Here is a 22,987-nt window from a genome sequence, read left to right on the forward strand (position 1 = left end):
TTTCACAGAGTAAAGAGAAATAGCAGGGGTAACACTTTTGATTTTCAATTGATATGCGATTTTTTGCATGTGAGCTTTCGTGTGGCTCACCACTGTAAATAAGGGAATTATAATGCCAGTTATCACTCTTCCTGATGGAAGTCAGCGTCATTACGACCACGCCGTTTCTCCCCTCGATGTTGCACTTGATATTGGTCCCGGTCTGGCAAAAGCCTGTATCGCAGGACGTGTCAATGGCGAACTGGTTGATGCCAGCGATAAGATCGATACCGATGCGCAGTTAGCTATCATCACCGCTAAAGATGAAGCCGGTCTGGAAATTATTCGCCACTCCTGTGCGCACCTATTGGGCCATGCGATTAAGCAACTGTGGCCAGATACCAAAATGGCGATTGGTCCCGTTATCGATAACGGTTTTTACTATGACGTTGATATCGACCGTACCCTGACTCAGGAAGATATTGAGCTGCTCGAAAAGCGTATGCACGAGCTTGCCGACACTGACTATGACGTCATTAAGAAAAAAGTCAGCTGGCAGGAAGCGCGCGATGCGTTCGCTGCACGCGGTGAGACCTACAAAATTGCGATTCTGGATGAGAACATCAGTCGCGACGATCGTCCGGGTCTGTATCACCATGAAGAATACATCGATATGTGCCGTGGTCCGCACGTACCGAATATGCGTTTCTGCCACCATTTCAAATTGCAGAAAACGTCCGGCGCTTACTGGCGTGGCGACAGCAAAAACAAAATGCTGCAACGCGTTTACGGCACCGCATGGGCAGATAAAAAGCAACTGGCTTCTTACCTGCAACGCCTTGAAGAAGCGTCTAAGCGCGACCACCGCAAGATCGGCAAACAGCTTGACCTGTACCATATGCAGGAAGAAGCACCAGGTATGGTGTTCTGGCACAACGACGGCTGGACGATCTTCCGCGAGCTGGAAGCGTTTGTACGCATGAAGCTGAAGTCGTACCAGTATCAGGAAGTAAAAGGTCCATTCATGATGGATCGCGTGATGTGGGAAAAAACTGGTCACTGGGAAAACTACAAAGAAGCGATGTTCACGACGTCATCAGAAAACCGTGAATACTGCATCAAGCCAATGAACTGCCCAGGCCACGTACAGATTTTCAATCAGGGATTGAAATCATACCGCGATCTGCCGCTGCGTATGGCCGAGTTCGGTAGCTGTCACCGTAATGAACCGTCAGGCTCTCTGCATGGCTTAATGCGCGTGCGTGGCTTCACTCAGGACGATGCGCACATCTTCTGTACGGAAGAGCAGGTTCGTGATGAAGTGAACAGCTGCATCAAGATGGTGTATGACATGTACAGCACCTTCGGTTTTGAAAAAATCGTGGTGAAACTGTCTACGCGTCCTGAAAAACGTATTGGTAGCGATGAGATGTGGGATCGCGCTGAGGCCGACTTGGCTGCCGCGTTGACTGAAAATAACATCGAATTCGCCTATCAGCCGGGTGAAGGGGCGTTCTACGGCCCAAAAATTGAATTTACCTTGCATGACTGTTTGGATCGTGCGTGGCAGTGTGGTACGGTGCAGCTCGACTTTTCATTACCGGGTCGTCTGAACGCGTCTTACGTTGGCGAAAGCAACGAGCGTCAGGTTCCGGTTATGATCCACCGGGCTATTTTGGGATCAATGGAGCGTTTTATCGGTATTCTGACCGAAGAATTCGCCGGTTTCTTCCCGACCTGGTTAGCCCCGGTTCAAGCGGTGATTATAAATATCACCGATAGCCAGTCTGATTATGTCAACGAATTGACCCGAAAACTGCAAGAAGCGGGCATTCGTGTAAAAGCAGACTTGAGAAATGAGAAGATAGGCTTTAAAATCCGCGAACACACTTTACGACGTGTTCCCTATATGCTGGTTTGTGGCGACAAAGAAGTCGAGGCAGGAAAAGTTGCTGTCCGTACTCGTCGTGGTAAAGACCTGGGGAGCCTGGACGTCAGTGAAGTCATCAGTAAGCTGCAGCAAGAGATTCGCAGCCGTAGTCTTCATCAATTGGAGGTATAGGTATTAAAGGCGGAAAACGAGTTCAACCGGCGCGTCCTAATCGCATCAACAGAGAGATTCGCGCACACGAGGTACGCCTATCAGGCGTCGAAGGCGAACAGCTGGGCATCGTAAGTCTAAATGAAGCATTAGAAAAAGCCGAAGAAGCAGGTGTTGATTTAGTTGAAATCAGTCCGAACGCCGAGCCGCCGGTTTGCCGAATTATGGATTACGGCAAGTTCCTTTATGAGAAGAGTAAGTCCACAAAGGAACAGAAGAAAAAACAAAAAGTTATTCAGGTCAAGGAAATCAAATTCCGACCTGGTACCGATGATGGCGACTATCAGGTCAAACTACGCAACCTGATTCGCTTTCTTGAAGACGGTGACAAAGCTAAAATCACACTGCGTTTCCGCGGTCGTGAAATGGCGCACCAACAGATTGGTATGGAAGTGCTTAACCGCGTTCGTGACGATCTGAGTGAACTGGCAGTTGTCGAATCCTTCCCATCGAAGATCGAAGGCCGCCAGATGATCATGGTGCTAGCACCGAAGAAGAAACAGTAAGGCATTCAAGTAGCAAGACCGTACAACCTTTGTGTTGTACGGCTTTGTTCGCCTTATCTGATTCGTTTTATTAACAATGCGAAGTGGAAATAACAATGCCAAAGATCAAAACAGTACGTGGCGCCGCTAAACGCTTTAAAAAAACCGCAAGCGGTGGTTTTAAGCGTAAGCATGCTAACCTGCGTCATATTCTGACCAAAAAGTCAACTAAGCGTAAACGTCACCTGCGTCCAAAAGGTCTGGTCTCCAAAGGGGATCTGGGTCTTGTTATCGCATGTCTGCCGTACGCATAAGTAACCTTTTTTTAATTCAGAATAAGACTTTAGGAGAGAGCATATGGCTCGCGTAAAACGTGGTGTAGTTGCCCGTGCACGTCACAAGAAAATATTGAAACAAGCGAAAGGTTACTACGGTGCCCGTTCGCGTGTTTATCGTGTTGCCTTCCAGGCAGTAATCAAAGCTGGTCAATACGCTTACCGCGACCGTCGTCAACGTAAACGTCAATTCCGCCAGCTGTGGATTGCACGTATCAATGCGGCAGCTCGTCAAAACGGCTTGTCTTACAGCAAATTCATCAACGGCTTGAAAAAAGCTTCTGTTGAAATTGACCGTAAGATTCTGGCTGATATCGCAGTATTCGATAAGTTAGCGTTCAGCGCGCTGGTCGAAAAAGCGAAAGCAGCACTGGCGTAAGTCAGTTGAGAGAGGGAGCTTTGGCTCCCTCTTTTCGTCGAGCACTACACGTTTAGTTTTTATTATTTACAAGACAAGGTAACGCAAGTATGAACGCTGCTATTTTCCGTTTCTTTTTTTACTTTAGCGCCTGAATTCAGGGGGCTTTGCGCGTAAGAAAAGAAACGAAAAGTAGCGCTTAAGCCTCCCATAGGGAGGCTTTTTTGTTTACAATAATCGGTTTTTACTCTTGTTTTTAGTAACATTTATCGTTTTGAGTAAAACGACATTCTTCAATCATGACCGTTGGCCACATAGGCAGAAAAAGAGGAACACAATGCCACATCTCGCAGAGCTGGTTGCCAAAGCCAGAACAGCTATAGAAGAGGCTCAGGATGTTGCCGCACTGGAAAATGTGCGCGTCGAATATCTGGGCAAAAAAGGTCACTTAACCCTTCAGATGACCTCGCTGCGCGAGTTGCCGGCTGAAGAACGTCCTGCGGCTGGTGCTGTCATTAACCAGGCTAAGCAAGATGTTCAGGACGCGCTGAATGCCCGTAAGCACATGCTGGAATCCGCTGAGCTAAATGCGCGTCTGGCGCAAGAAACCATCGACGTTTCCCTGCCGGGCCGAACCATTGAAAATGGTGGCTTGCATCCAGTGACGCGTACCATCGATCGCATCGAAACCTTTTTCGGCGAGCTGGGTTTTTCGGTTGTTACCGGGCCAGAGATCGAAGATGACTATCACAACTTTGATGCGCTGAATATTCCAGGGCATCACCCTGCGCGTGCTGATCACGACACGTTCTGGTTTGATGCTACACGCCTGCTGCGCACACAGACTTCCGGCGTTCAGATTCGTACCATGGAAAAGCAGCAACCGCCTATCCGTATCATCGCGCCGGGTCGCGTTTATCGTAACGATTACGATCAGACCCACACGCCGATGTTCCATCAGATGGAAGGGTTGATCGTCGATAAAGACATCAGCTTCACCAACCTGAAAGGCACGCTGCATGATTTCCTGCGTAATTTCTTTGAGGAAGATTTGCAGGTTCGCTTCCGTCCGTCTTATTTCCCGTTTACCGAACCGTCTGCTGAAGTGGATGTGATGGGTAAAAACGGTAAATGGCTGGAAGTTCTGGGTTGCGGCATGGTGCACCCGAATGTCCTGCGTAATGTCGGTATCGACCCAGAAGTGTATTCCGGCTTCGCGTTCGGTATGGGTATGGAGCGTCTGACGATGTTGCGCTATGGCGTGACCGATCTGCGTGCATTCTTCGAAAACGATCTGCGTTTCCTCAAACAGTTTAAGTAAGGCGGGTATACATCATGAAATTCAGTGAACTCTGGTTACGCGAGTGGGTAAACCCGGCAGTTGACAGTGAAACGCTATCTGAACAGATCACGATGGCAGGGCTGGAAGTGGATGGCGTTGAGCCGGTTGCTGGCGCATTCCACGGCGTGGTTGTCGGTGAAGTGGTTGAATGTGGGCAGCACCCGAACGCAGACAAACTGCGTGTGACGAAAGTCAATGTCGGCGGTGAGCGTCTGCTGGACATCGTCTGTGGTGCGCCGAACTGTCGTCTGGGCCTGAAAGTGGCGGTGGCGACGGTCGGTGCTGTGCTGCCGGGCGATTTCAAAATTAAAGCCGCTAAACTGCGTGGCGAGCCGTCTGAAGGCATGCTGTGCTCATTTTCCGAGTTAGGTATTTCCGACGATCATGATGGCATCATCGAACTGCCGTTAGACGCGCCGATTGGCACGGATATCCGTGAGTACCTGAAGTTGGATGACAACGCGATTGAAATCAGCGTGACGCCGAACCGTGCAGATTGCCTCGGTATCATTGGCGTGGCGCGTGATGTCGCCGTGTTGAATCAACTGGCGTTGAATGAACCGACTATTGAGCCCGTTGCCGCAACGATTCAGGATACTTTCCCGATTCAGGTCGATGCGCCGCAGGCATGTCCGCGTTACTTAGGCCGTGTGGTGAAAGGCATCAACGTTAAGGCGGCAACGCCACTGTGGATGCGTGAAAAGCTGCGCCGCTGCGGTATTCGTTCTATCGATCCAGTGGTTGACGTGACTAACTACGTTCTGTTGGAACTCGGTCAACCAATGCATGCGTTCGATCTTGACCGTCTCAACGGCGGCATTATCGTGCGTATGGCGACAGAAGGCGAAACGCTGACGCTGCTGGATGGTAACGAAGCGAAGCTGAATGCGGATACGCTGGTTATCGCTGACCAGCAGAATGCGCTGGCGATGGGCGGTATCTTTGGCGGTGAGCATTCTGGCGTCAATGAAGAAACGCAAAACGTTCTGCTGGAATGCGCTTATTTCAACCCGCTGTCGATTACCGGACGTGCACGTCGTCACGGTTTGCACACCGATGCCTCTCACCGCTACGAGCGTGGCGTTGATCCCGCGTTACAGCACAAAGCCATTGAACGCGCGACTCGCCTGCTGATTGATATCTGTGGTGGTGAAGCGGGTCCGGTGGTTGATGTGACCAGCGAGGCAGACTTGCCGACGCGCGCAACGATTACGCTGCGCCGTGAAAAGCTGGATCGTCTGATTGGCCATGTGATTGCCGATGAGCAGGTGAGCGATATTCTGCAACGTCTGGGCTGTAACGTCGCGAAAACCGATGCAGGTTGGCAGGCGACGGCACCGAGCTGGCGCTTCGACATGGAAATTGAAGAGGATCTGGTTGAAGAAGTCGCGCGTATTTACGGCTATAACAACATTCCGAATATTCCGACTCAAGCGCCATTGATTATGACCTCGCATCGCGAAGCGTCACTGTCATTGAAGCGCGTGAAGACATTATTAGTCGATCACGGGTATCAAGAAGCAATTACTTACAGTTTTGTTGACCCGAAAATTCAAGGGTTAATCCACCCTACTGAGGCATCTCTGAGCCTGCCGAGCCCGATTTCTGCAGAGATGTCGGTGATGCGTTTATCGCTGTGGAGTGGCTTGCTGAGTGCTGCGGTGTATAACCAAAACCGTCAACAAAGCCGCCTGCGCCTGTTTGAAAGTGGCCTCCGTTTTGTACCGGACACCAGTGCTGACCTGGGTATTCGTCAGGATCTGATGCTGGCGGGTGTGATTACTGGCACCCGTTATGAAGAGCATTGGGATCTGGCGCGTCAGGCCGTTGACTTCTATGATTTAAAAGGCGATTTGGAAGCGGTACTGGCATTGACGGGCAAGTTGTCTGAGATTGAGTTCAAAGCCGAAAATAATCCGGCATTGCATCCAGGACAAAGTGCTGCTATTTATCTGTGCGGAGAACGCATTGGATTCATTGGCGTTATTCACCCAGAACTGGAGCGCAAGTTGGATCTCAACGGGCGCACCGTGGTGTTCGAATTGTTGTGGGATAAGGTCGCAGACCGCGTATTGCCTGAGGCGAACGAGATTTCCCGCTTCCCGGCGAACCGTCGCGATATCGCCGTTGTGGTCGCTGAAAATGTCCCTGCGGGTGATATTTTGGCTGAGTGTAAGAAAGTTGGCGCAAATCAGTTAGTTGGCGTAAACTTATTCGACGTGTACCGAGGGAAGGGCGTAGCGGAAGGTTATAAGAGTCTGGCTATCAGTCTGACCCTGCAAGATACCACGCGTACACTGGCAGAAGAGGAAATTGCCGCTACCGTTGCAGAATGCGTAGCAGCATTAAAACAGCGATTCCAAGCATCCTTGAGGGATTGAACCTATGGCGCTTACTAAAGCTGAAATGTCAGAATACCTGTTTGAGAAGCTCGGGCTGAGCAAACGGGATGCCAAAGAGCTAGTCGAGCTGTTTTTTGAAGAAGTTCGTCGCGCTTTGGAAAATGGCGAGCAGGTCAAGTTGTCAGGTTTTGGCAATTTTGATTTGCGAGACAAGAACCAACGTCCGGGACGTAACCCAAAAACTGGCGAAGATATTCCGATTACGGCGCGCCGTGTGGTCACGTTCCGTCCGGGGCAAAAGCTAAAAAGCAGGGTAGAGAACGCCTCTCCCAAAGAGTAACAGAGTCACCCAAAAAGGCCGCGCAAGCGGCCTTTTCCTATCTTATTCGTCTTCACATTATCTATTTCAACGTCGATTCGGTATCTGCTGGTGCAGTATGCTGCGAGGCTAAACGCGTTGCCCGTCCATTTGGCGCTTTTGGCGCAGTCTCTTTTTTCGGATAGTCCGGCACTGGTCGATGGTCGTCAATTAAATGGCGTATTGCCAGAATCGGGTGGCGCAACAACATCCGTGGCCCCGACCAGCGCATAATCGCTTTGATCGCCTCACGTCGGGCGGGTTGATAGCAGTGAATGGGGCAATGCTTACACGCGGGTTTATCTTCGCCGAATTGGCAGCGTTCCAGACGCTTGATGGCGTAGTTGAATAAGTCTTTATGCTGCGCGTTATCGTCGGTTTCAGGATGATGCTTTTCATACAGCGCGATCATCAATCCGACGGTACGGATCTCCCGCTGTCGGTATTTTCCCAGGGGTTTTCTCGCCATGTGTGTCATGTCCTGATGAAATTATAATAAATGTATTTTAAATGCAATTTATTGCAAGGGAAACCTCTGAAGTCACATCTATGTGGGAAAAGGCAGTGAATAACACCGTTTGAGGATGTTGGCAAAAATAGTGGGGCGGTAGCAACGGATAGATCGTAAAGACGCTATAAACACATCCCTGTGCGCTCGACTTGCGCCATCCATGGCGCAAACGCTTTACTCTTCTATTCCGTTACTACCGTTTTCGTTCGAAAAATAGGTTTGTCAGCAGTCTGAGGTGAGGAGGTAATCAGGCCTGACCGAACTGCGCCTGATGTAATCTGGCATAGATACCACTTTGTTCCAGCAGCACCTGATGGCTGCCTTGCTCAATAATGCTGCCGTTATCCACCACCACAATGCGTCCCGCGTTCTGTATGGTGGCCAGCCTGTGGGCGATAACCAACGTAGTGCGGCCAGTAGAAAGTTCGCTGAGCGACTGCTGTATTGCTTGCTCCGTTGCGGTATCCAGCGCAGATGTCGCTTCGTCCAGAATTAGGATCGGCGGGTTTTTCAGGAAGATTCGTGCGATAGATAAACGCTGCTTTTGCCCACCTGATAGCTTAACGCCGCGTTCGCCGACCACGGTATCCAGTCCTTCAGGCAGGTTTTCGATCAGCTCATCTAACCGCGCACGTCGTGCGGCCACCATGATTTCGTCATCACTGGCATCAAGTTTGCCGTAGGCGATGTTTTCCCGAATGGTGCCGCCGAACAGGAAGACATCCTGCTGTACGATGCCGATTTGGCTGCGTAGCGATGCCTGCGTCATCTGGCGGATATCCATGCCGTCAATGGTGATGGTGCCGCTGGTTAAATCGTAGAAACGGGGCAGCAGGGAACAGAGGGTAGTTTTGCCCGCGCCGGAGGGGCCGACAAATGCCACGGTTTCTCCTGCGCGAATCGACAGATCGATATTACGCAGAATCGGACGATCGGCGGAATAACCAAAGCTCACCTGATTAAAGCGGATATCGCCTTTCAGCGGCCCAGCATCATGCGCATCGGGAGCGTCGGCAATCTCGGGAACGGTGTCGATCAGCTGAGTAAAGCGTTTGAATCCCGCAATACCTTTGGGATAGCTCTCCAGCACCGAAGTAATTTTGGCGACCGGACGGAAGAAAACTTCAATCAGCAGCAGGAAACCGATAAAACCACCGTAGGTGAGTTCCCCCTGAATCACGTACCAAATACCGGCCAGCATCACGATAAGCTGTATCAGGCGCGTGCTAAGGTAACTGAGCGTCATACTGGCGGTCATGATGCGATAGGCCTGCAACTTGGTACGGCGGTAGTTTTCGTTATCGTTGGAGAACAGTTTCTTCTCATGCGCTTCATTGGCAAAAGCTTTCACGACGCGGATGCCCCCAACGCTTTCCTCAATTCGGGCGTTGAAGTTGCCAACCTGACCGAATAGCTGACGCCAGGTTTCCGTCATGCGGGCACCATAGCGGCTGACGAGAAACGTCATGAAAGGCACGATAATGATCGTCAGCAGCGCCAGATTCAGGTGAACCGTCGCCATCAGGATGAACGCACCAATAAACGTCATGATCGCGAGGAAGAGGTCTTCTGGGCCGTGGTGGGCAATTTCCCCGACTTCTTCCAGATCTTTGGTGACGTGGGTGATGATATGGCCGGTCTTCATATTGTCGTAGTAACGGAACGGCAAATTTTGCAGATGCTCAAATGCCTGCCGCCGCATATCGGTTTCAATACCGACGCCCAGCGCATGTCCCCAATAGTTGACGATGGCCATTAGCGCGGTATTTAGCAGATACACCGCCAATAGCGCCACCGACGCTAACAGGATCAGCGACCAGTCTTGAGCCGGCAACAGTTTGTCGATGAACGCTTTAATCGCCATCGGAAACCCTAATTCAAGCAGACCAGCGATAATGGCACAGCCGAAATCGAGGACGAATAACCCTTTGTAAGGGGAATAGTAGGAAAAGAAACGCCTTAACATGTGTGACTATTTTTTAGGTAACGAAATGTGGGGACGACTATAGCAGGTTAGCGTGAAGAATGTGACCGCGAGCAGATTAGGGTTTTGTTAGCGGTAAATCCAGCCGAAAACAGCAGGGCGGCGGAAGATCAGCTCGTGGGCGAGCGTGTTGCATACCAGCAGAGCAGTGAACCTGCCGTGACCATGGCGACGCCTTGCCAGAATGAAATAGCGGGAGTGATGTTGAGCCAGAGCGCGGCCAGAAGTGTGGAAAGCACGGGCGTGAAATAAGAGGCGGTTGCCAGCAACGTCAGGTTGCCATGCTGAATACCGATATTCCAGACGGAATAGGCTAATGCGGTCGATGTGCCCATAAAGAGCAGTTGCAGCGAACTCGGTAAGGTTAATGAAATCGCCCCTTCGGCACTGAAGGCATACTGAATCCATAGCACGAGGGATGAGACGAAGAAGAACAGCGAGACGCCGCTTTTTCCCTGCCCATAACGCTTGGTGATATTGCAGTAGAGCGCCCAGGTCAGGGCCGCAGAAAACGCCAGACTGTAGGCCTGCGGGTTAGCCAAAATGTTGTTCCACAGGAGTGCTGGTGTCCAGTCGCTTTCTCCTTTCATAATCCACACGATGCCGCCTAGCGAGAGCGCAAGGCCGGGCCAGAGCAGGAAACGGCTTTTCTGCTGATTGATAAAAAGAGAAAAGAACACGGTCAAACTGGGCCATAAATAGTTAATCATCCCTATTTCTATCGCCTGCATGCGGCTACTCGCTAGCCCGATGGACAGCGACAGAAATATCTCATAGCAGACAAACATCGCGCCGCCTGCGAATAAATAAATTCTGGGCAGCGTTTTAATGCGAGGAATGCCATAAAAAGCCAGTAGACATAGCGTGCTGGTGGAATAAATCATCGCTGCGCCGCCGATGGGACCGAGTGCTTCTGTCAGGCTACGGATAAGCCCGACGGATGTGCTCCATAAAACGATCGCCAGTAAGCCCGTGAGCGTGGCGCGCTGTGGCGTCATATTCATACCTGATTATGAGGACTGTGCAAAAAAATCAAACCGGATGCTGTTACCTGCATCCGGTAGTGCTCATTGCGATGGTTTACCGCCAGAAGTCATCAAAAACGGTAATCGGCGGACGACGCTTGTGTTCGGTTTTACGATACCAGTTTTCGATAATGGCTGCATCGTTAGCCTCGATCTGCTTGCCTTCCAGATAGTCGTCGATCTTTTCATAGGTGACACCCAGCGCGACTTCATCGGGGAGAGACGGACGGTCTTCTTCCAGATCGGCGGTCGGGGCTTTGGTATAAAGATGAGAAGGGCAGCCAAGTTCGCGCAATAGCGCTTTACCCTGACGCTTATTCAACCGGAAAATCGGGTTGATATCGGTACCGCCATCACCGTATTTGGTGAAAAAGCCCGTTACCGCCTCTGCTGCATGATCGGTGCCGACGACAAGCCCGGCATTCATGCCCGCGATGCTGTACTGCGCTTTCATGCGTTCTCTGGCTTTCTCGTTGCCTTTTACAAAATCGGAAAGCTCCACGCCAATGGCACGTAAGGTGGCCTCACTGGCTTCAATCGCGGGCTTGATATTGACGGTTAGTACGCGGTCTGGTTGGATAAAGGCGATGGCATCCTGACAATCGGCTTCATCCGCCTGCACGCCGTAAGGCAGTCGAACGGCGATGAACTGATAGCGAGAATTTCCGGTCTCATTGCGTAATTCCGTGATAGCCGTCTGGCACAGTTTGCCGGTCAGCGTAGAATCCTGACCACCGCTGATGCCCAAAACTAACGACGTAACGAACGGGTGAGCATTCAGATAATTCTTTAAAAAATCAACGCTAACACGGATTTCCTGTGCTGGATCGATGCTGCTTTTCACTCCCAACGCAGTGATAATGTCGTTTTGTAATGACATGCCATCCCCTCCTGAACTTATTGATACTGCAAAAGAATTATTACGATAGCCTGAGTGTAAAACGAATTGGCGTGAAGAAAAAGAACAAGCTGTCAGGTAGTCATTTTCCCTATAGATAACCCGTTTTCGACTATCGGCCAATATGTTACATCTCGGCTTTATGATTTGAAAAAGTGGTCGCCGCCGACTAGCCTTAGGGTGACCCATTAATAATGAGGTGATGAGATGAAGAATAACAGATTACTGGTATGTATTGCGGCAGCAGGTGCTGTCATGCTGGCGGGATGTTCGGCTTATAACAAGGCAGAAAGCTATGTCAATGAGCCCGTGGTGAAAGATGTGAAAGTGGGAATGACGAAGCAGCAGGTTCATCAACTCGCCGGTAGCGGAGTGGAAAAACGTCTGGTAAATGCCAAAGGCACCTGTAGCGATTATCTGCTGAAAAACCGCGATGGTACTGCGCAGAACTATTTCGTTAGCTACGGCGAAACGGGTCAGGTTCTCAATAAAGGCTTCCAGAGCTGTCAGGCTTATGACACAAACCCACAGCGCTAAGTAGCCTGATGGCACGGTATTATTGATTAGAAGATCGTCATAAAAAACGTAGGGAACGTTTTTCAACGTTGCGTAGCAACGGCCCGTAGGGTGACGGGCAAGGATGTCCGTCATAAAAAAACGCCGACAGCATCAGCCGTCGGCGTTTTCTTTTGTGCAGCAAATGCAGCTTAGCGGTTCGTCAACTCAGCGTCATCCTGCGCGTTGAAAACCGTTTTGTCCGTCTGCTTCATCAACTGGCTGGTGACAGTACCGGCCGTCATGGATCCGCTGACGTTAAGCGCCGTACGGCCCATATCGATAAGCGGTTCAATGGAGATGAGCAGCGCGACAAGCGTCACCGGCAGCCCCATCGCGGGCAGAACGATTAACGCGGCAAAGGTGGCACCGCCGCCCACACCGGCTACGCCAGCAGAACTGATGGTGACAATACCGACCAGCGTCGCGATCCAGACAGGATCCAGCGGGTTGATGCCGACCGTTGGCGCGACCATCACGGCCAGCATCGCTGGGTAAAGCCCCGCACAGCCGTTCTGACCGATTGTCGTGCCGAAAGACGCCGCAAAGCTGGCGATAGATTGCGGTACGCCAATGCGGCGCGTTTGCGCCTCAATGCTGAGTGGAATCGTCGCCGCGCTGGAACGGCTAGTAAACGCGAACGTCAGTACCGGCCAGACTTTGCGATAAAAACGGGCCGGATTGATGCCTGTGAACGAGAGAATCAGTGCATGGACACCGAACATAATCGCTAGACCCAGATAGGACGCGACAACGAAGCTGCCCAGCTTGAGGATGTCTTGCAGGTTAGAACTGGCGACCATCTTGGTCATCAGCGCCATGACGCCATACGGGGTCAACTTCATCACCAGACGAACGAGCTTCATCACCCAGGATTGCAGTGTATCAATGGCGGTTAAAACGCGTTCGCCTTTGACCGCATCATCTTTCAGCAGCTGTAACGCCGCAACGCCAAGGAACGCGGCGAAGACGACGACGCTGATGATAGACGTCGGGTTAGCACCAGTCAGTTCAGCAAACGGATTTTTAGGAATGAATGACAGGATAAGCTGAGGCACGTTAAGGTCAGCGACTTTACCGGCATAGTTGCTTTCAATCGTCGTTAATCGCGCGGTCTCTTGCGCACCTTGCACCAGCCCGGTAGCCGTCAGGCCAAACAGGTTAGTCACAAAAACGCCGACCAACGCGGAAATCAGCGTGGTGATCAATAGGGTGGAAAGCGTCAACACGCTGATTTTCCCTAATGACGAGGCATTATGCAGTTTGGCAACGGAATTGAGGATGGAAATAAAGACCAGCGGCATGACGATCATCTGTAACAGCTGCACATAGCCATTACCTACGATGTTAAACCATGAGATGGACTGCTTAACAACCGGGTTGTCGCCGCCATAAATCAGATGCAGTGCAAGACCAAATAGCACCCCGACAACCAAACCCAGCAACACTTTCTTTGCCAGACTCCAGGATGGGTTACGGCTGGCGTAACCTAATCCGAGCAGTAATACGACAAATAGCAGAATATTTATGAGTAGCGGAAAATTCATCCGGCTTTGCTCCCTATCAGTGAGTCGCGTCACGCTGCCACGATCTCGCGCGGTAATGCAGAACGGCGGAGGTAGCGTGATTTTTTGCGATGAAAAATAACAAACGCGCACAGGATAGCAGGTCTTTTGCCATCATGTTACAGGGATATGTCTGACGGTAGCTAACGCTGTTACTTCACGTATTGGAAGAGGTAGGTTTGCGCTGACTGCAAAAAGCGAAATGACTGCTCATAGGTGCAGCAATCCAGATTCTTTTGTGGCTGATACAGCGAAAAAACGATACAGGCAAGACACAGAAAACGTTCCAACTGATTGCCTTTCTGACTGTTTAAAATCGGCAAGCGGAAACGCCAGCGACAGGGCCAGAGCAGGGGAACGCCCGAGGGCGTCAGCATATCCGCGAGAATGTGGCTCAGATAACCGACGATCATGGCATGGTAGGCATCGGTCGGAATCGGCCAGTCTGGCGGCAGGCGCGTCTGAATAAAGAAAATACCGGCGGCGATGGCAAGGAGGCTGTGCGTAAACCCGCGATGACCAAAGAGGCGAGCAATGGGCGAAGAAAGCCACTTCAGGCGCTGCCCGAGGACGGATTTAGGGTGATCGATATCGGGCAGCAGCGCGGTAAGGAGTGCACCGGGAATAATGTGCCACCAGTCTCCGGTAGCCAGCGCAGGCGATAACTCAACTTTCTTAGCCAGAATCGCGCAGGCAACAGAAAACAGCAGGTGTCCTTCCGCAGTCATGAAACTTCTCAAATAAAACTGTTATTTTATACAGTATAAGAGATTATCCCTGCCTGCGGAAGCGGTGACGGCGTAATGATTTATTTCGGCTGTTCGTTATTTACCGGTAAAACACGCAGCCAGTTGTCCAGCAACTGAGGCCAGGCAACTGCAGGAAGTCCTTTGGTGCCGCGCAGGCCAAAACCGTGTTTACCTTTCTCAAATAGATGCATTTCGACCGGAATCTGTTTTTCCCGTAGCGCGCTGAACATCACCAGACTGTTATCAACCGACACTGACGGATCGTCAACGGCATGCACCAGAAACGTGGGAGGCGTCTGAGCGGTAACCTGCTTCTCTGGAGAATAGCGCAGCACCTGCGCTTCTGTTGGCTGTTCGCCGATTAGCTGTTTGCGCGAACCTGCGTGCGCAATATCCGCTTGCATAGAAATGACGGGGTACATCAGCACCATGAAGTCAGGGCGTGCGCTTACGCTGTCAATGGCATCCGTCGCGGAGTAAACGGACTGGGCGAATCGGGTTCCAAGGCTGGCTGCAACATGACCACCAGCGGAGAATCCCATAATACCAATACGCTGTGGGTTAATGTGCCACTTCTCTGCGTTGGCTCTCAAGGTTCTGATTGCACGCTGGGCATCGGCTAACGGGGCGTCCGCGCCTTCTTTATGGCCTTCACCGGGCATGCGATAAGTCATCACGAAAAGGGTATAGCCCTGTTGATTAAAGAACGGTGCGAGATCGCTGCCTTCCTTATCCAACACGACGCGCTGATAAGAACCGCCGGGCGTAATGAGCAAAGCCATGCCATTGGGCTTCTCTGCCGGATAAACAGTAATTTCGGGGCTGCGAATACCGGTTGCTGCTCGATCGGGAAGAGAGGGGTCTTTGCTGCGCTCGACCACTTGCGGCTGTACCGTTGAAGAAGAGGCACCCGGCGCTTCACCGTGTGGCCAGACAGGAAAAACAGGTTGAGCGTAACTTAATCCATTTACAGACATCATAATGGCCCCGACAAGCAGAGAACGAACAATCATGATAGATCACCTGACAAAGGGAAGGAGGGGGAAATCGTTGGGCGGTGGTAAAAAATAGGGTAGCCATCACATCGGAGAAAAAATGACTACCCTGAACCGCAAACTTTAATAAAGAAATAACATTCATACACGAAGAGGGTAAATCAGACACAGCAATTCCAACAGCTAAAACGTATGTGGCTAAATCGCATTTAACGACACCACATGTAACAACGAAACGTAACTAACTTGCTTAACCTACGACGGACATCATAATAAAGGGATGCTAATGATAAAATTGAATGAATCAATTAACAATAACATCCCTTTTGCCAACTAATAACGCTTATTTAAATAACAAAGCCGTTATTAGAAGCTGTATTGCACACCAACACGGTAACGAGTTTGACGCTCGTCAGTAGTTTTACTGCCGGAAACGTTACCGATAGCCATATAAGGCTTCCAGTTTTTATCCAGTTTGTATGACAGTTTTACGTCGTGTGCAATGTCATAATTTTCATTATCTGCAAGAGGGGTATAAGCTGTAGAATTTGATTTTTTATAATCAAACTCATAGTCAACCTGGAAGTCTTTCAGGAATTTATAGCTGACTACCGCTGTCAGGTTATAACCATTCTCTGAGGTTTCTTTTGTCGTCCCGATATTTTTGCTATAGCGTTTGTAATAAGGGCGATAACGCAGTGAGGTCGAAACGTCGTCAGTGATATTCACTTTACCACGTAGGTAAGGACGATAATTATTAGAGTCTGAGCTTGAATCTAAAGAGAAACCTGGTTCCAAAGAGAAAGTTTTGTTGAAGTTGTAAACATAGCTGGCAACTACTTCTGTGCCGTTGCTGACGGTTTCATGGAAAGGCTGATCTTTCTTATCTGCACCAGTCCATTTCGCTTCTACTGATAAACCAAAGCCGCTTGCAAATCGGTGTGACATTGAAAGACGGTCTTTATGCGTATTACCGACTTTATCTTGCATTTCATGACGGTAATCGAGCGTCACAGCCATTGCATTCACACTAATTAATGACGTAACTGCCAGAGCTAGTAATTTAACTTTCATTGTTATATTCCCTACTGGTTAGGATATCTCTAATAAAAAACACGCATTATGCTTTTTGGGACAAGTTCTATTCTATTTATTATTAAATTACGTTCTGTGATCGAGATCGGTTTGGGTAACAAAAAGTAAAATGGGGTTTCAAATTGTGAGGGAGATCGAATTGGATATGGCGGTTGTTTTAATTTAAATGAAAAATCCCTGCCGTCAGTGCGGCAGGGATGAATTACAGCCTAAAACATGTACGACATTATTTCATTGCACGTTTCAGAATACGCTCTGATTGACGCTGGAAGTATTTCGCCGCGTCTTCCACTGATTTCTGACCGTAATCGATAGACTGGATGGTATCACCAAACAGAGAAACGATTTGTGGGTCATCGAAATAAGGGGAAACAGCAACGTCATGCGGCAGAGACAGCGCCAGTTTCAACCCAGAAACCGCTGGTGCATCGTCTTTGATGATGCCATCAGCCGTCAGTTGAGCCACGGCGGCTTTACTCAACGGTACGCCACGTTCCAGACCCAGCGCCTGAGCACCTTCTTTGCTGTTCAGCAGGAAGTTGATCAACTGAGCAGACTCTTTAGGATGCTTGGTTGACTTACCGATAGACAGCATCTGTGCAGGTTTGAAGAACAAGCCGGCATCTTTCGCACCAGGCAGCATCGGATAGTTACCCAATGCCAGTTTTGCTGGTGGTTGCAGGTTGTCAGAGTACTTAGTAATGGTGGAGTTCCACATGTAAGTACCAGACCACTCGCCGTTGATCCATGGCTTCATCTCATACATGTTGCTCTTGCCGAAAGAGGCATAGTATTTCGCATCAGGCATGACATGGCTGTCGATCAGTTTCTTATACATGCCAAAGAATTCAACCCATTGCGCATCGGTGTAGGCGAATTTTTGACTTTTTACATCAATAGCAGGGATGTTGTATTTCTGAACCATGTAAGAGTTCAGCAGAGCCAGAGAATCCTGGTGTTCCAATACGATAGGGTAGTATTGGTCGCCCAGTTTTTCTTTGAACACTTTACCGGCGTTCAGCAGCTCGTCCCAGGTTTTCGGATATTCCAGTCCCGCTTTTTGCCAGCTTTCGGTGTTGAAGTAGAACACGCGAGCAGTAACAGAAATTGGAATACCGTTCAGTTTGCCGTTGACTGTGGTGTTTTGCAGTTCTTTTGACTCGAACTGGGTCAGATCCAGAGAATCTTTAACCTTGTTCAGATCGTAAAAACCATCGCCGTTTTTAGAGAAAATCGGCAGCCAGTTCCAGTTGGTCTGCATCACATCTGGCTCGGTGTTACCGGCAATCTGTGTTGTCAGACGAGACAGGTGACCATCCCAGCCGGTGTATTCCGCTTTCACGGTGATGTTTGGATGCTGCTTATGGAACTCTTCAATCGCTTTGAGCGTCTGCTGGTGACGGCTGTTGCCGCCCCACCAGGACATTCTCAATTCAACATTATCAGCGGCTAAAGACGGCATTGCCACTAACGCCAGAGATGAAACTATTAACGTGTGTAGGATCGCTTTTTTCATCGGTTACTACTCCTGTTAAAGAGAGATATTTTTTTCTGTTTTTGCATCAAAAATATGGCATTTTTCCATGTCGAACTGGAAATACACCGGACGATGCAGGCCCTTCTCAATAATCAGCCGACCTTCGTCATAAGGAATGCGGCTGGTTAATTCAAAGCCATCGACTTTAATGTACATAAAGAATTCGTGACCCATGTTTTCTACGCGAACCAGCTCACCCTGTGAGTGGCTGCCTTCAAATGGCGTATCTGACACGGAAACATAGTCTGGGCGAACGCCGAAGAATACGTCTTGTCCTACATAGCTGCGGACTTTGTCTTGCTTCGCGCTGTTTAACACCAGCGCGTTATTACCCACTACAACGCCAATCTGACCGTCTTTCTCGACCAGTTTACACGGCTTAATGTTCATTTCTGGTGAGCCAATGAAGCCAGCAACGAACATGTTGACAGGGAAGTGGTACAGGTTATCCGGCGTATCGACCTGCATGATGTGACCGAGTTTCATGACGCAGATACGGTCGCCCATGGTCATTGCTTCAGTCTGATCGTGGGTAACATAGACCGTTGTTGCTGCTTTACCGCTTTTCTTCAACTGTTTATGCAGGTCAGAAATACGGATACGCATCGAAGCACGCAGTTTCGCATCCAGGTTAGACAATGGTTCGTCAAACAGGAACACATCTGGTTTTTTAACGATGGCGCGGCCTACGGCCACACGCTGTGCCTGACCACCAGACAGCTGGCGCGGCAGACGATCCATCAGGTCTTCCAGCTCCAGAATTTTGGACGCTTCAGCGACCTGTGCTTCAATTTGCTCTTTAGGCAGTTTGCTCAGCTTCAGACCAAATGCCAGATTCTCTTTTACCGTCATGTGAGGGTAGAGGGCGTAGTTCTGGAACACCATGGCAATGCCACGCTCTTTTGGCGCCAGATTGTTAACAACGCGCTCGCCGATACGGACTTCACCGCCGCTGATGGTTTCCAGACCCGCCAGCATACGCAGCGTAGTGGATTTCGCACAGCCAGACGGGCCGACGATAACCATGAATTCACCATCTTTAATGGTCAGGTCGATGCCGTGAACCGCTTTGAAACCGTTGGTGTATACTTTTTCCAACTTTTTGAAAATAACTTCAGCCATGATAAATCCTCTATTAACCTTTAATTCCGCTGCTGGTCACGCCTTGTACGAAGTAACGCTGTGCCAGGAAGAAAACAATAATGGATGGCAGAATGGAGATGCTGGACATGGCCAGGATTTCATTCCACGGAGCGCCTTCAGTAACGTCGATAGACATTTTCAGCGCCAGCGCAATCGGATATTTATCCACGCTATAGACATAAATCAGCGGACCGATGAAGTCGTTCATTGACCACATGAACTGGAACAGCGCAACAGAGATGATGGCTGGTTTCAGAATCGGCACGACTACATACCACAGCACCTGGAAGGAGTTACAGCCATCGATCTGGGCAGCTTCTTCCATATCACGTGGTACACCACGCAGGAACTGGATCAGCATGAACACAAAGAACCCTTGTGTTGCAAACGCCAGCGGCAAATACAGTGGTAGATAGCTGTTCAGCATGCCCATTTCACGGAACATGAGGTACTGCGGAATCAACAGTACGGTGCTTGGCAACAGCATGGTGGTAATCAGCGTGGCAAACCAGAAGTTCTTCCACGGAATGTCAAAGCGAGCGAAGCCATAAGCCACAATCACCGAGGAAATGACGGTCAGAACCACTTTCGGAATCACATACTGGAAAGTGTTAATCATGTAGTGACCGAAGTTATATTCCGTACCGGTTTTCCAACCGTTAACGAAACCGTCCCATGTGGCGTGTTCTGGCCACAGGCCCAGTGTCGTGAAGATCTCGTGGTTCGGTTTGAACGACGCTGAGAACATCCACGCCAGTGGGTAAAGCATCAGCAAGCCAACGAACAGCAGAACCACGTAACGGATGGTGGCACTGAGTTTCTCTTTACGCAGCGTACGGCGTACTTCTGCAGCGGCAATTTCTTGTGCTGTAGTCAGGTTTGAATGCATGTCAGCCATTTTTTCCTCCTTTATCAGCGGAGTAGAACACCCAGTATTTCGACGACTTAAAGGAGATAGACGCAAATACCGCAACAACCAGGAACAGAACCCATGCCAGTGCAGCACCGTAGCCCATATCAAAATACTTGAACGCCGTATCATAGATATAGAGCGAGAACAGGTAGGTATAGTGCGTTGGACCGCCGCCAGTAATGACGTAAGGTGCCGTAAACTCCTGGAATGCCTGAGTGGTCTGCATGATAAAGTTAAAGAAAATAACCGGTGTAATCAGCGGTACCGTTACTTTCAGGAACATTTGCCATTTGGATGCACCGTCGATCATGGCGGCTTCATACTGTGATTGCGGAACGTTCTGCAATGCAGCAAGGAAGATAACCATGGCGGAACCAAACTGCCATACGCGCAGCAGGGTTACCGACATCAGTGCCAGCGACGGTTCGCCCAGCCAGTTGATAGCGTCAAAGCCAAATACGCCGAGGAAGCTGTTCAGCAAGCCATCGATGGCGAACAGAGCACGCCACAGAACGGCGATTGCCACGCTGCTACCCAGAATAGAAGGCACATAGTAAGCAGTACGGAAGAAACCGATACCACGTAATTTGAAATTAAGTACAAACGCAATTAACAGTGCGAAGATTAATTTCAATGGAATGGTCAGAAATACATAGGCAAAGGTGACGCCCATTGATTTCCAAAAGAGATCATCCTCCATGAACATACGGTGATAGTTCTCAAGACCCGTAAATTCAGGCGGATTTATCAAATCATACTCAGTAAAACTGAGGATAAATGACGAAACAAAGGGGAAAGCGGTAAAAACTATCAGCCCTATAATATAGGGGGAGATATAGGCTAACCCCAGCATTCTGTTTTCATTCATAATGCTTACCTATTGATTAATTGTGAACCATTAAAAAAAACATAAAATTAAGCTGTTAATAACTCTGGATAAATTAATTCCACGTCATAAACAATTCTATTTTCCCCGTTAACGTGAAAATCACCGTGAACATATCCACCTTGTGTCAGATACGGCGGGATATCGTTTAATTTGTTGCGACAAGCGGCAACGAAAGTCAGTAAAGCCAGCGGATAGCTATCATCCAGACGAACATAACGATGCTGTGCGGAGCGAACGAACAAACCACGATGGAAATGTTGTTCAAACAGAACGCCAGCCAACTGCGCGGCGTAATGTGCCCAGGATTCTGATTGTTTGTGATCGGCCAGTTCAATGACGGTCAACAAGAGTAATGGGCTGGCGATGTGCTGAATGTCTTCTTTGTTCAGCCGCGTCAGCATGGTGTTAACCAGAGCGTACAGGTCCTCATCGCCACTCAGACGATAAGCACGAACCAGCGGTAATAAATAATCACCTTCTAATGCAAACGGTTTTAATTCCGTTCCCGCTTTGCCGTAATAGCCATCGCGTTTAAAACGGTAGCCTGTCATGTCCTGGCCGTTGTTCCACATTGGGCGCAACGTGTTGCTGGTGACATCGTAGGCGTACTGATAGTAATTTTTTAACCCTGAAATAACCCAGTCCAGCATTTCTGCATCAGGCTGCGTGCGGAGAATATCCAGCATTGCCAGTGGGTTATCAATCAGCAGTGGGCGCATATCACGGAACAGCACATTGGCTTCACGTGCAATTTCACCGAACTCTGGGCCAAACTGGCGTTGGGCGCGATCGCCAAACCAGGACTGCGTCTGATTGTCGTCTTCCGGCACCGGTTGGCGCTGCTGTGGTGAACTGAACTGATACACGGGCATACCGGTTTCTGGGTTGCGGGCCAAAACGTATTGGCGATAAAGATGCTTACCCCAGGCCGCGGCGTGACTATCGCCCGTGTATTCTGCGTATTTGAACGCGGCATAAATCAGGTCTGTGCCAGCATTAACAAAAGTCAGTCCCTTCGTTAATGGCAGAACAGGCCACTGTGCCGGATTGACAACATCATGGCGGGCATGCAGGAACACATTTGGATCGCGTTTTTTGCTGTAATCACCATGACGACCCAGATCCAGAGAATCCCAGTCTTCAACGTGTGCGTTCCAGAAACCCTGAAAGAAATTCAGCGTCTTTTCCGCATTAACACGATGCAACAACGCGTAATAGGGCAGGTGGTGTTTTAATTCATGCACCTGAGCTTTGGATTCTGGCCCTTCGCCTGCCAGCGTATCCAGGTTAATAAAGCGGTGACCGCCCCAGAAGAACAGGCCGCTATTATCATCAACGAAATGATCCAGGAAATATTCGCTTTGTGCGATAGCGTGCTGCTGGTAACTCTCATTACCCGTAACGACGCTCATGGCACACAGCGTTCTTAGCCAATTTTGCTGGCTGGCAAAATTAGAAATAGGTGCGGTATGTCCATCTGGGAATTTCCACATCGCAGGTGCATAATTTTCCACATCAAAACCGTCAGCCAATAATAATGTCGGCTGACTTTGGCTGCGGCCTTTATCCTGAACGCAGGCAATGTGGCTATCGAGTGCTGCAACCCATTCGTCGAGCTGCGATTTCCTGCTGGTGTATAAGCTTTCAAAAATACTCATGGAGTACCTTCTTATGGAACCGTGTGAACAGTTCCTTATAAATAGAAACACTGTTTTGATTGATTATATTGCGCTATTAACCTTGTCGTCATGCACGCAATATCGAAAGTGTGATCAAAGTCGGAACGTTGTTTTGATTTTTTTTAAGAAAGGATTTTGGCAGGAGAAAG

General features: G+C 49.6%; 21 protein-coding genes, 1 pseudogene and 1 other annotated feature. Of the genes and pseudogenes, 9 read left to right on the forward strand and 13 right to left on the reverse strand.

Translation table 11 applies throughout. The annotated features are described in order from the left end of the window. Positions 1–112 precede the first annotated feature (112 nt). The 8 genes from thrS to ihfA all read left to right on the forward strand — a co-directional run bounded on the left by thrS (position 113) and on the right by ihfA (position 7,282). Entirely contained in the window at positions 113–2,041 is a 1,929-nt protein-coding gene (gene thrS / locus BJJ97_RS15050; protein ID WP_039480511.1) for a threonine--tRNA ligase, read from the forward strand. 2 nt (positions 2,042–2,043) lie between these two features. Then, the gene (infC, locus tag BJJ97_RS15055) at positions 2,044–2,586 is read left to right on the forward strand and encodes a translation initiation factor IF-3 (RefSeq protein ID WP_095699351.1); all 543 of its coding nucleotides are present in this window, start codon (positions 2,044–2,046) and stop codon (positions 2,584–2,586) included. A 95-nt stretch (positions 2,587–2,681) separates the two neighbouring features. Then, positions 2,682–2,879 carry a 50S ribosomal protein L35 gene (gene rpmI, locus BJJ97_RS15060; protein ID WP_010275699.1) on the forward strand — a complete coding sequence of 66 codons (198 nt, stop codon included), beginning with the start codon at positions 2,682–2,684 and terminating at the stop codon, positions 2,877–2,879. 43 nt (positions 2,880–2,922) lie between these two features. After that, positions 2,923–3,279 (forward strand): 50S ribosomal protein L20, encoded by a 357-nt coding sequence (gene rplT, locus BJJ97_RS15065; protein WP_005968887.1) that lies wholly within the window; start codon positions 2,923–2,925, stop codon positions 3,277–3,279. An 84-nt stretch (positions 3,280–3,363) separates the two neighbouring features. Then, positions 3,364–3,487 (forward strand) — a sequence feature (Phe leader region). Beyond that, positions 3,369–3,413: a pheST operon leader peptide PheM gene (pheM, locus tag BJJ97_RS22005; protein ID WP_106120997.1), complete on the forward strand. Its 45-nt coding sequence runs from the start codon at positions 3,369–3,371 to the stop codon at positions 3,411–3,413. (Overlaps the previous feature by 45 nt.) Positions 3,488–3,595: 108 nt before the next feature. Further along, positions 3,596–4,579: a phenylalanine--tRNA ligase subunit alpha gene (gene pheS, locus BJJ97_RS15075; RefSeq protein WP_014915263.1), complete on the forward strand. Its 984-nt coding sequence runs from the start codon at positions 3,596–3,598 to the stop codon at positions 4,577–4,579. A 14-nt stretch (positions 4,580–4,593) separates the two neighbouring features. Then, positions 4,594–6,981: a phenylalanine--tRNA ligase subunit beta gene (gene pheT / locus BJJ97_RS15080; protein WP_095994461.1), complete on the forward strand. Its 2,388-nt coding sequence runs from the start codon at positions 4,594–4,596 to the stop codon at positions 6,979–6,981. 4 nt (positions 6,982–6,985) lie between these two features. Continuing rightward, on the forward strand, positions 6,986–7,282 hold the full coding sequence (gene ihfA / locus BJJ97_RS15085; RefSeq protein ID WP_009112984.1) for an integration host factor subunit alpha: 297 nt from the start codon (positions 6,986–6,988) through the stop codon (positions 7,280–7,282). Positions 7,283–7,343: 61 nt separating this feature from the next. Here ihfA and BJJ97_RS15090 read toward each other — a convergent pair whose 3' ends face one another. The 4 genes from BJJ97_RS15090 to nadE all read right to left on the reverse strand — a co-directional run bounded on the left by BJJ97_RS15090 (position 7,344) and on the right by nadE (position 11,700). Continuing rightward, on the reverse strand, positions 7,344–7,769 hold the full coding sequence (locus BJJ97_RS15090) for a nitrous oxide-stimulated promoter family protein (protein WP_095994462.1): 426 nt from the start codon (positions 7,767–7,769) through the stop codon (positions 7,344–7,346). A gap of 289 nt (positions 7,770–8,058) precedes the next feature. After that, positions 8,059–9,777 (reverse strand): ABC transporter ATP-binding protein, encoded by a 1,719-nt coding sequence (locus BJJ97_RS15095; RefSeq protein ID WP_095994463.1) that lies wholly within the window; start codon positions 9,775–9,777, stop codon positions 8,059–8,061. A 128-nt stretch (positions 9,778–9,905) separates the two neighbouring features. Beyond that, positions 9,906–10,793 carry an aromatic amino acid DMT transporter YddG gene (gene yddG / locus BJJ97_RS15100; RefSeq protein WP_095994464.1) on the reverse strand — a complete coding sequence of 296 codons (888 nt, stop codon included), beginning with the start codon at positions 10,791–10,793 and terminating at the stop codon, positions 9,906–9,908. Between the two features lie 82 nt (positions 10,794–10,875). Then, positions 10,876–11,700: an ammonia-dependent NAD(+) synthetase gene (gene nadE, locus BJJ97_RS15105; RefSeq protein ID WP_010275646.1), complete on the reverse strand. Its 825-nt coding sequence runs from the start codon at positions 11,698–11,700 to the stop codon at positions 10,876–10,878. A 225-nt stretch (positions 11,701–11,925) separates the two neighbouring features. Here nadE and osmE point away from each other — a divergent pair, with 225 nt between their 5' ends. Beyond that, on the forward strand, positions 11,926–12,255 hold the full coding sequence (gene osmE, locus BJJ97_RS15110; RefSeq protein WP_095699356.1) for an osmotically-inducible lipoprotein OsmE: 330 nt from the start codon (positions 11,926–11,928) through the stop codon (positions 12,253–12,255). 170 nt (positions 12,256–12,425) lie between these two features. On the opposite strand, the gene BJJ97_RS15115 is transcribed toward osmE, so the two are convergent. The 9 genes and pseudogenes from BJJ97_RS15115 to pelW form a co-directional block, all read right to left on the reverse strand. After that, on the reverse strand, positions 12,426–13,820 hold the full coding sequence (locus BJJ97_RS15115; protein ID WP_095699357.1) for an L-cystine transporter: 1,395 nt from the start codon (positions 13,818–13,820) through the stop codon (positions 12,426–12,428). 239 nt (positions 13,821–14,059) lie between these two features. After that, positions 14,060–14,566, reverse strand: a pseudogene (locus BJJ97_RS15120) (metal-dependent hydrolase); the annotation flags it as partial. Positions 14,567–14,646: 80 nt separating this feature from the next. Next, positions 14,647–15,600 (reverse strand): pectin acetylesterase PaeX, encoded by a 954-nt coding sequence (gene paeX / locus BJJ97_RS15125; protein ID WP_095994465.1) that lies wholly within the window; start codon positions 15,598–15,600, stop codon positions 14,647–14,649. A gap of 348 nt (positions 15,601–15,948) precedes the next feature. Continuing rightward, entirely contained in the window at positions 15,949–16,656 is a 708-nt protein-coding gene (locus tag BJJ97_RS15130) for an oligogalacturonate-specific porin KdgM family protein (protein ID WP_095994466.1), read from the reverse strand. A gap of 247 nt (positions 16,657–16,903) precedes the next feature. Beyond that, positions 16,904–18,193 carry an ABC transporter substrate-binding protein gene (locus BJJ97_RS15135; protein ID WP_095699360.1) on the reverse strand — a complete coding sequence of 430 codons (1,290 nt, stop codon included), beginning with the start codon at positions 18,191–18,193 and terminating at the stop codon, positions 16,904–16,906. Positions 18,194–18,208: 15 nt separating this feature from the next. Beyond that, the gene (locus BJJ97_RS15140; protein ID WP_039480550.1) at positions 18,209–19,336 is read right to left on the reverse strand and encodes an ABC transporter ATP-binding protein; all 1,128 of its coding nucleotides are present in this window, start codon (positions 19,334–19,336) and stop codon (positions 18,209–18,211) included. A 13-nt stretch (positions 19,337–19,349) separates the two neighbouring features. Beyond that, the gene (locus tag BJJ97_RS15145) at positions 19,350–20,255 is read right to left on the reverse strand and encodes a carbohydrate ABC transporter permease (protein WP_039480553.1); all 906 of its coding nucleotides are present in this window, start codon (positions 20,253–20,255) and stop codon (positions 19,350–19,352) included. Next, entirely contained in the window at positions 20,248–21,138 is an 891-nt protein-coding gene (locus tag BJJ97_RS15150; protein ID WP_039286676.1) for a carbohydrate ABC transporter permease, read from the reverse strand. Before BJJ97_RS15150 ends, BJJ97_RS15145 begins: the two co-directional genes overlap by 8 nt. 47 nt (positions 21,139–21,185) lie before the next feature. Next, complete coding sequence (gene pelW / locus BJJ97_RS15155; protein ID WP_095994467.1) at positions 21,186–22,817, reverse strand: pectate disaccharide-lyase PelW; 1,632 nt, start codon at positions 22,815–22,817, stop codon at positions 21,186–21,188. Between the last annotated feature and the right edge of the window lie 170 nt (positions 22,818–22,987).

It is taken from the genome of Pectobacterium polaris, assembly GCF_002307355.1.
In the GTDB taxonomy this organism is placed as follows: Bacteria; Pseudomonadota; Gammaproteobacteria; order Enterobacterales; family Enterobacteriaceae; genus Pectobacterium; species Pectobacterium polare.

Coding starts and splice junctions, on each gene's coding strand:
- thrS (WP_039480511.1), top strand. CDS start 113: ATGCCAGTTATCACTCTTCCTGATGGAAGTCAGCGTCATTACGACCAC.
- rpmI (WP_010275699.1), top strand. CDS start 2,682: ATGCCAAAGATCAAAACAGTACGTGGCGCCGCTAAACGCTTTAAAAAA.
- rplT (WP_005968887.1), top strand. CDS start 2,923: ATGGCTCGCGTAAAACGTGGTGTAGTTGCCCGTGCACGTCACAAGAAA.
- pheS (WP_014915263.1), top strand. CDS start 3,596: ATGCCACATCTCGCAGAGCTGGTTGCCAAAGCCAGAACAGCTATAGAA.
- pheT (WP_095994461.1), top strand. CDS start 4,594: ATGAAATTCAGTGAACTCTGGTTACGCGAGTGGGTAAACCCGGCAGTT.
- ihfA (WP_009112984.1), top strand. CDS start 6,986: ATGGCGCTTACTAAAGCTGAAATGTCAGAATACCTGTTTGAGAAGCTC.
- BJJ97_RS15090 (WP_095994462.1), bottom strand. CDS start 7,769: ATGGCGAGAAAACCCCTGGGAAAATACCGACAGCGGGAGATCCGTACC.
- BJJ97_RS15095 (WP_095994463.1), bottom strand. CDS start 9,777: ATGTTAAGGCGTTTCTTTTCCTACTATTCCCCTTACAAAGGGTTATTC.
- yddG (WP_095994464.1), bottom strand. CDS start 10,793: ATGACGCCACAGCGCGCCACGCTCACGGGCTTACTGGCGATCGTTTTA.
- nadE (WP_010275646.1), bottom strand. CDS start 11,700: ATGTCATTACAAAACGACATTATCACTGCGTTGGGAGTGAAAAGCAGC.
- osmE (WP_095699356.1), top strand. CDS start 11,926: ATGAAGAATAACAGATTACTGGTATGTATTGCGGCAGCAGGTGCTGTC.
- BJJ97_RS15115 (WP_095699357.1), bottom strand. CDS start 13,820: ATGAATTTTCCGCTACTCATAAATATTCTGCTATTTGTCGTATTACTG.
- paeX (WP_095994465.1), bottom strand. CDS start 15,600: ATGATTGTTCGTTCTCTGCTTGTCGGGGCCATTATGATGTCTGTAAAT.
- BJJ97_RS15130 (WP_095994466.1), bottom strand. CDS start 16,656: ATGAAAGTTAAATTACTAGCTCTGGCAGTTACGTCATTAATTAGTGTG.
- BJJ97_RS15135 (WP_095699360.1), bottom strand. CDS start 18,193: ATGAAAAAAGCGATCCTACACACGTTAATAGTTTCATCTCTGGCGTTA.
- BJJ97_RS15140 (WP_039480550.1), bottom strand. CDS start 19,336: ATGGCTGAAGTTATTTTCAAAAAGTTGGAAAAAGTATACACCAACGGT.
- BJJ97_RS15145 (WP_039480553.1), bottom strand. CDS start 20,255: ATGGCTGACATGCATTCAAACCTGACTACAGCACAAGAAATTGCCGCT.
- BJJ97_RS15150 (WP_039286676.1), bottom strand. CDS start 21,138: ATGAATGAAAACAGAATGCTGGGGTTAGCCTATATCTCCCCCTATATT.
- pelW (WP_095994467.1), bottom strand. CDS start 22,817: ATGAGTATTTTTGAAAGCTTATACACCAGCAGGAAATCGCAGCTCGAC.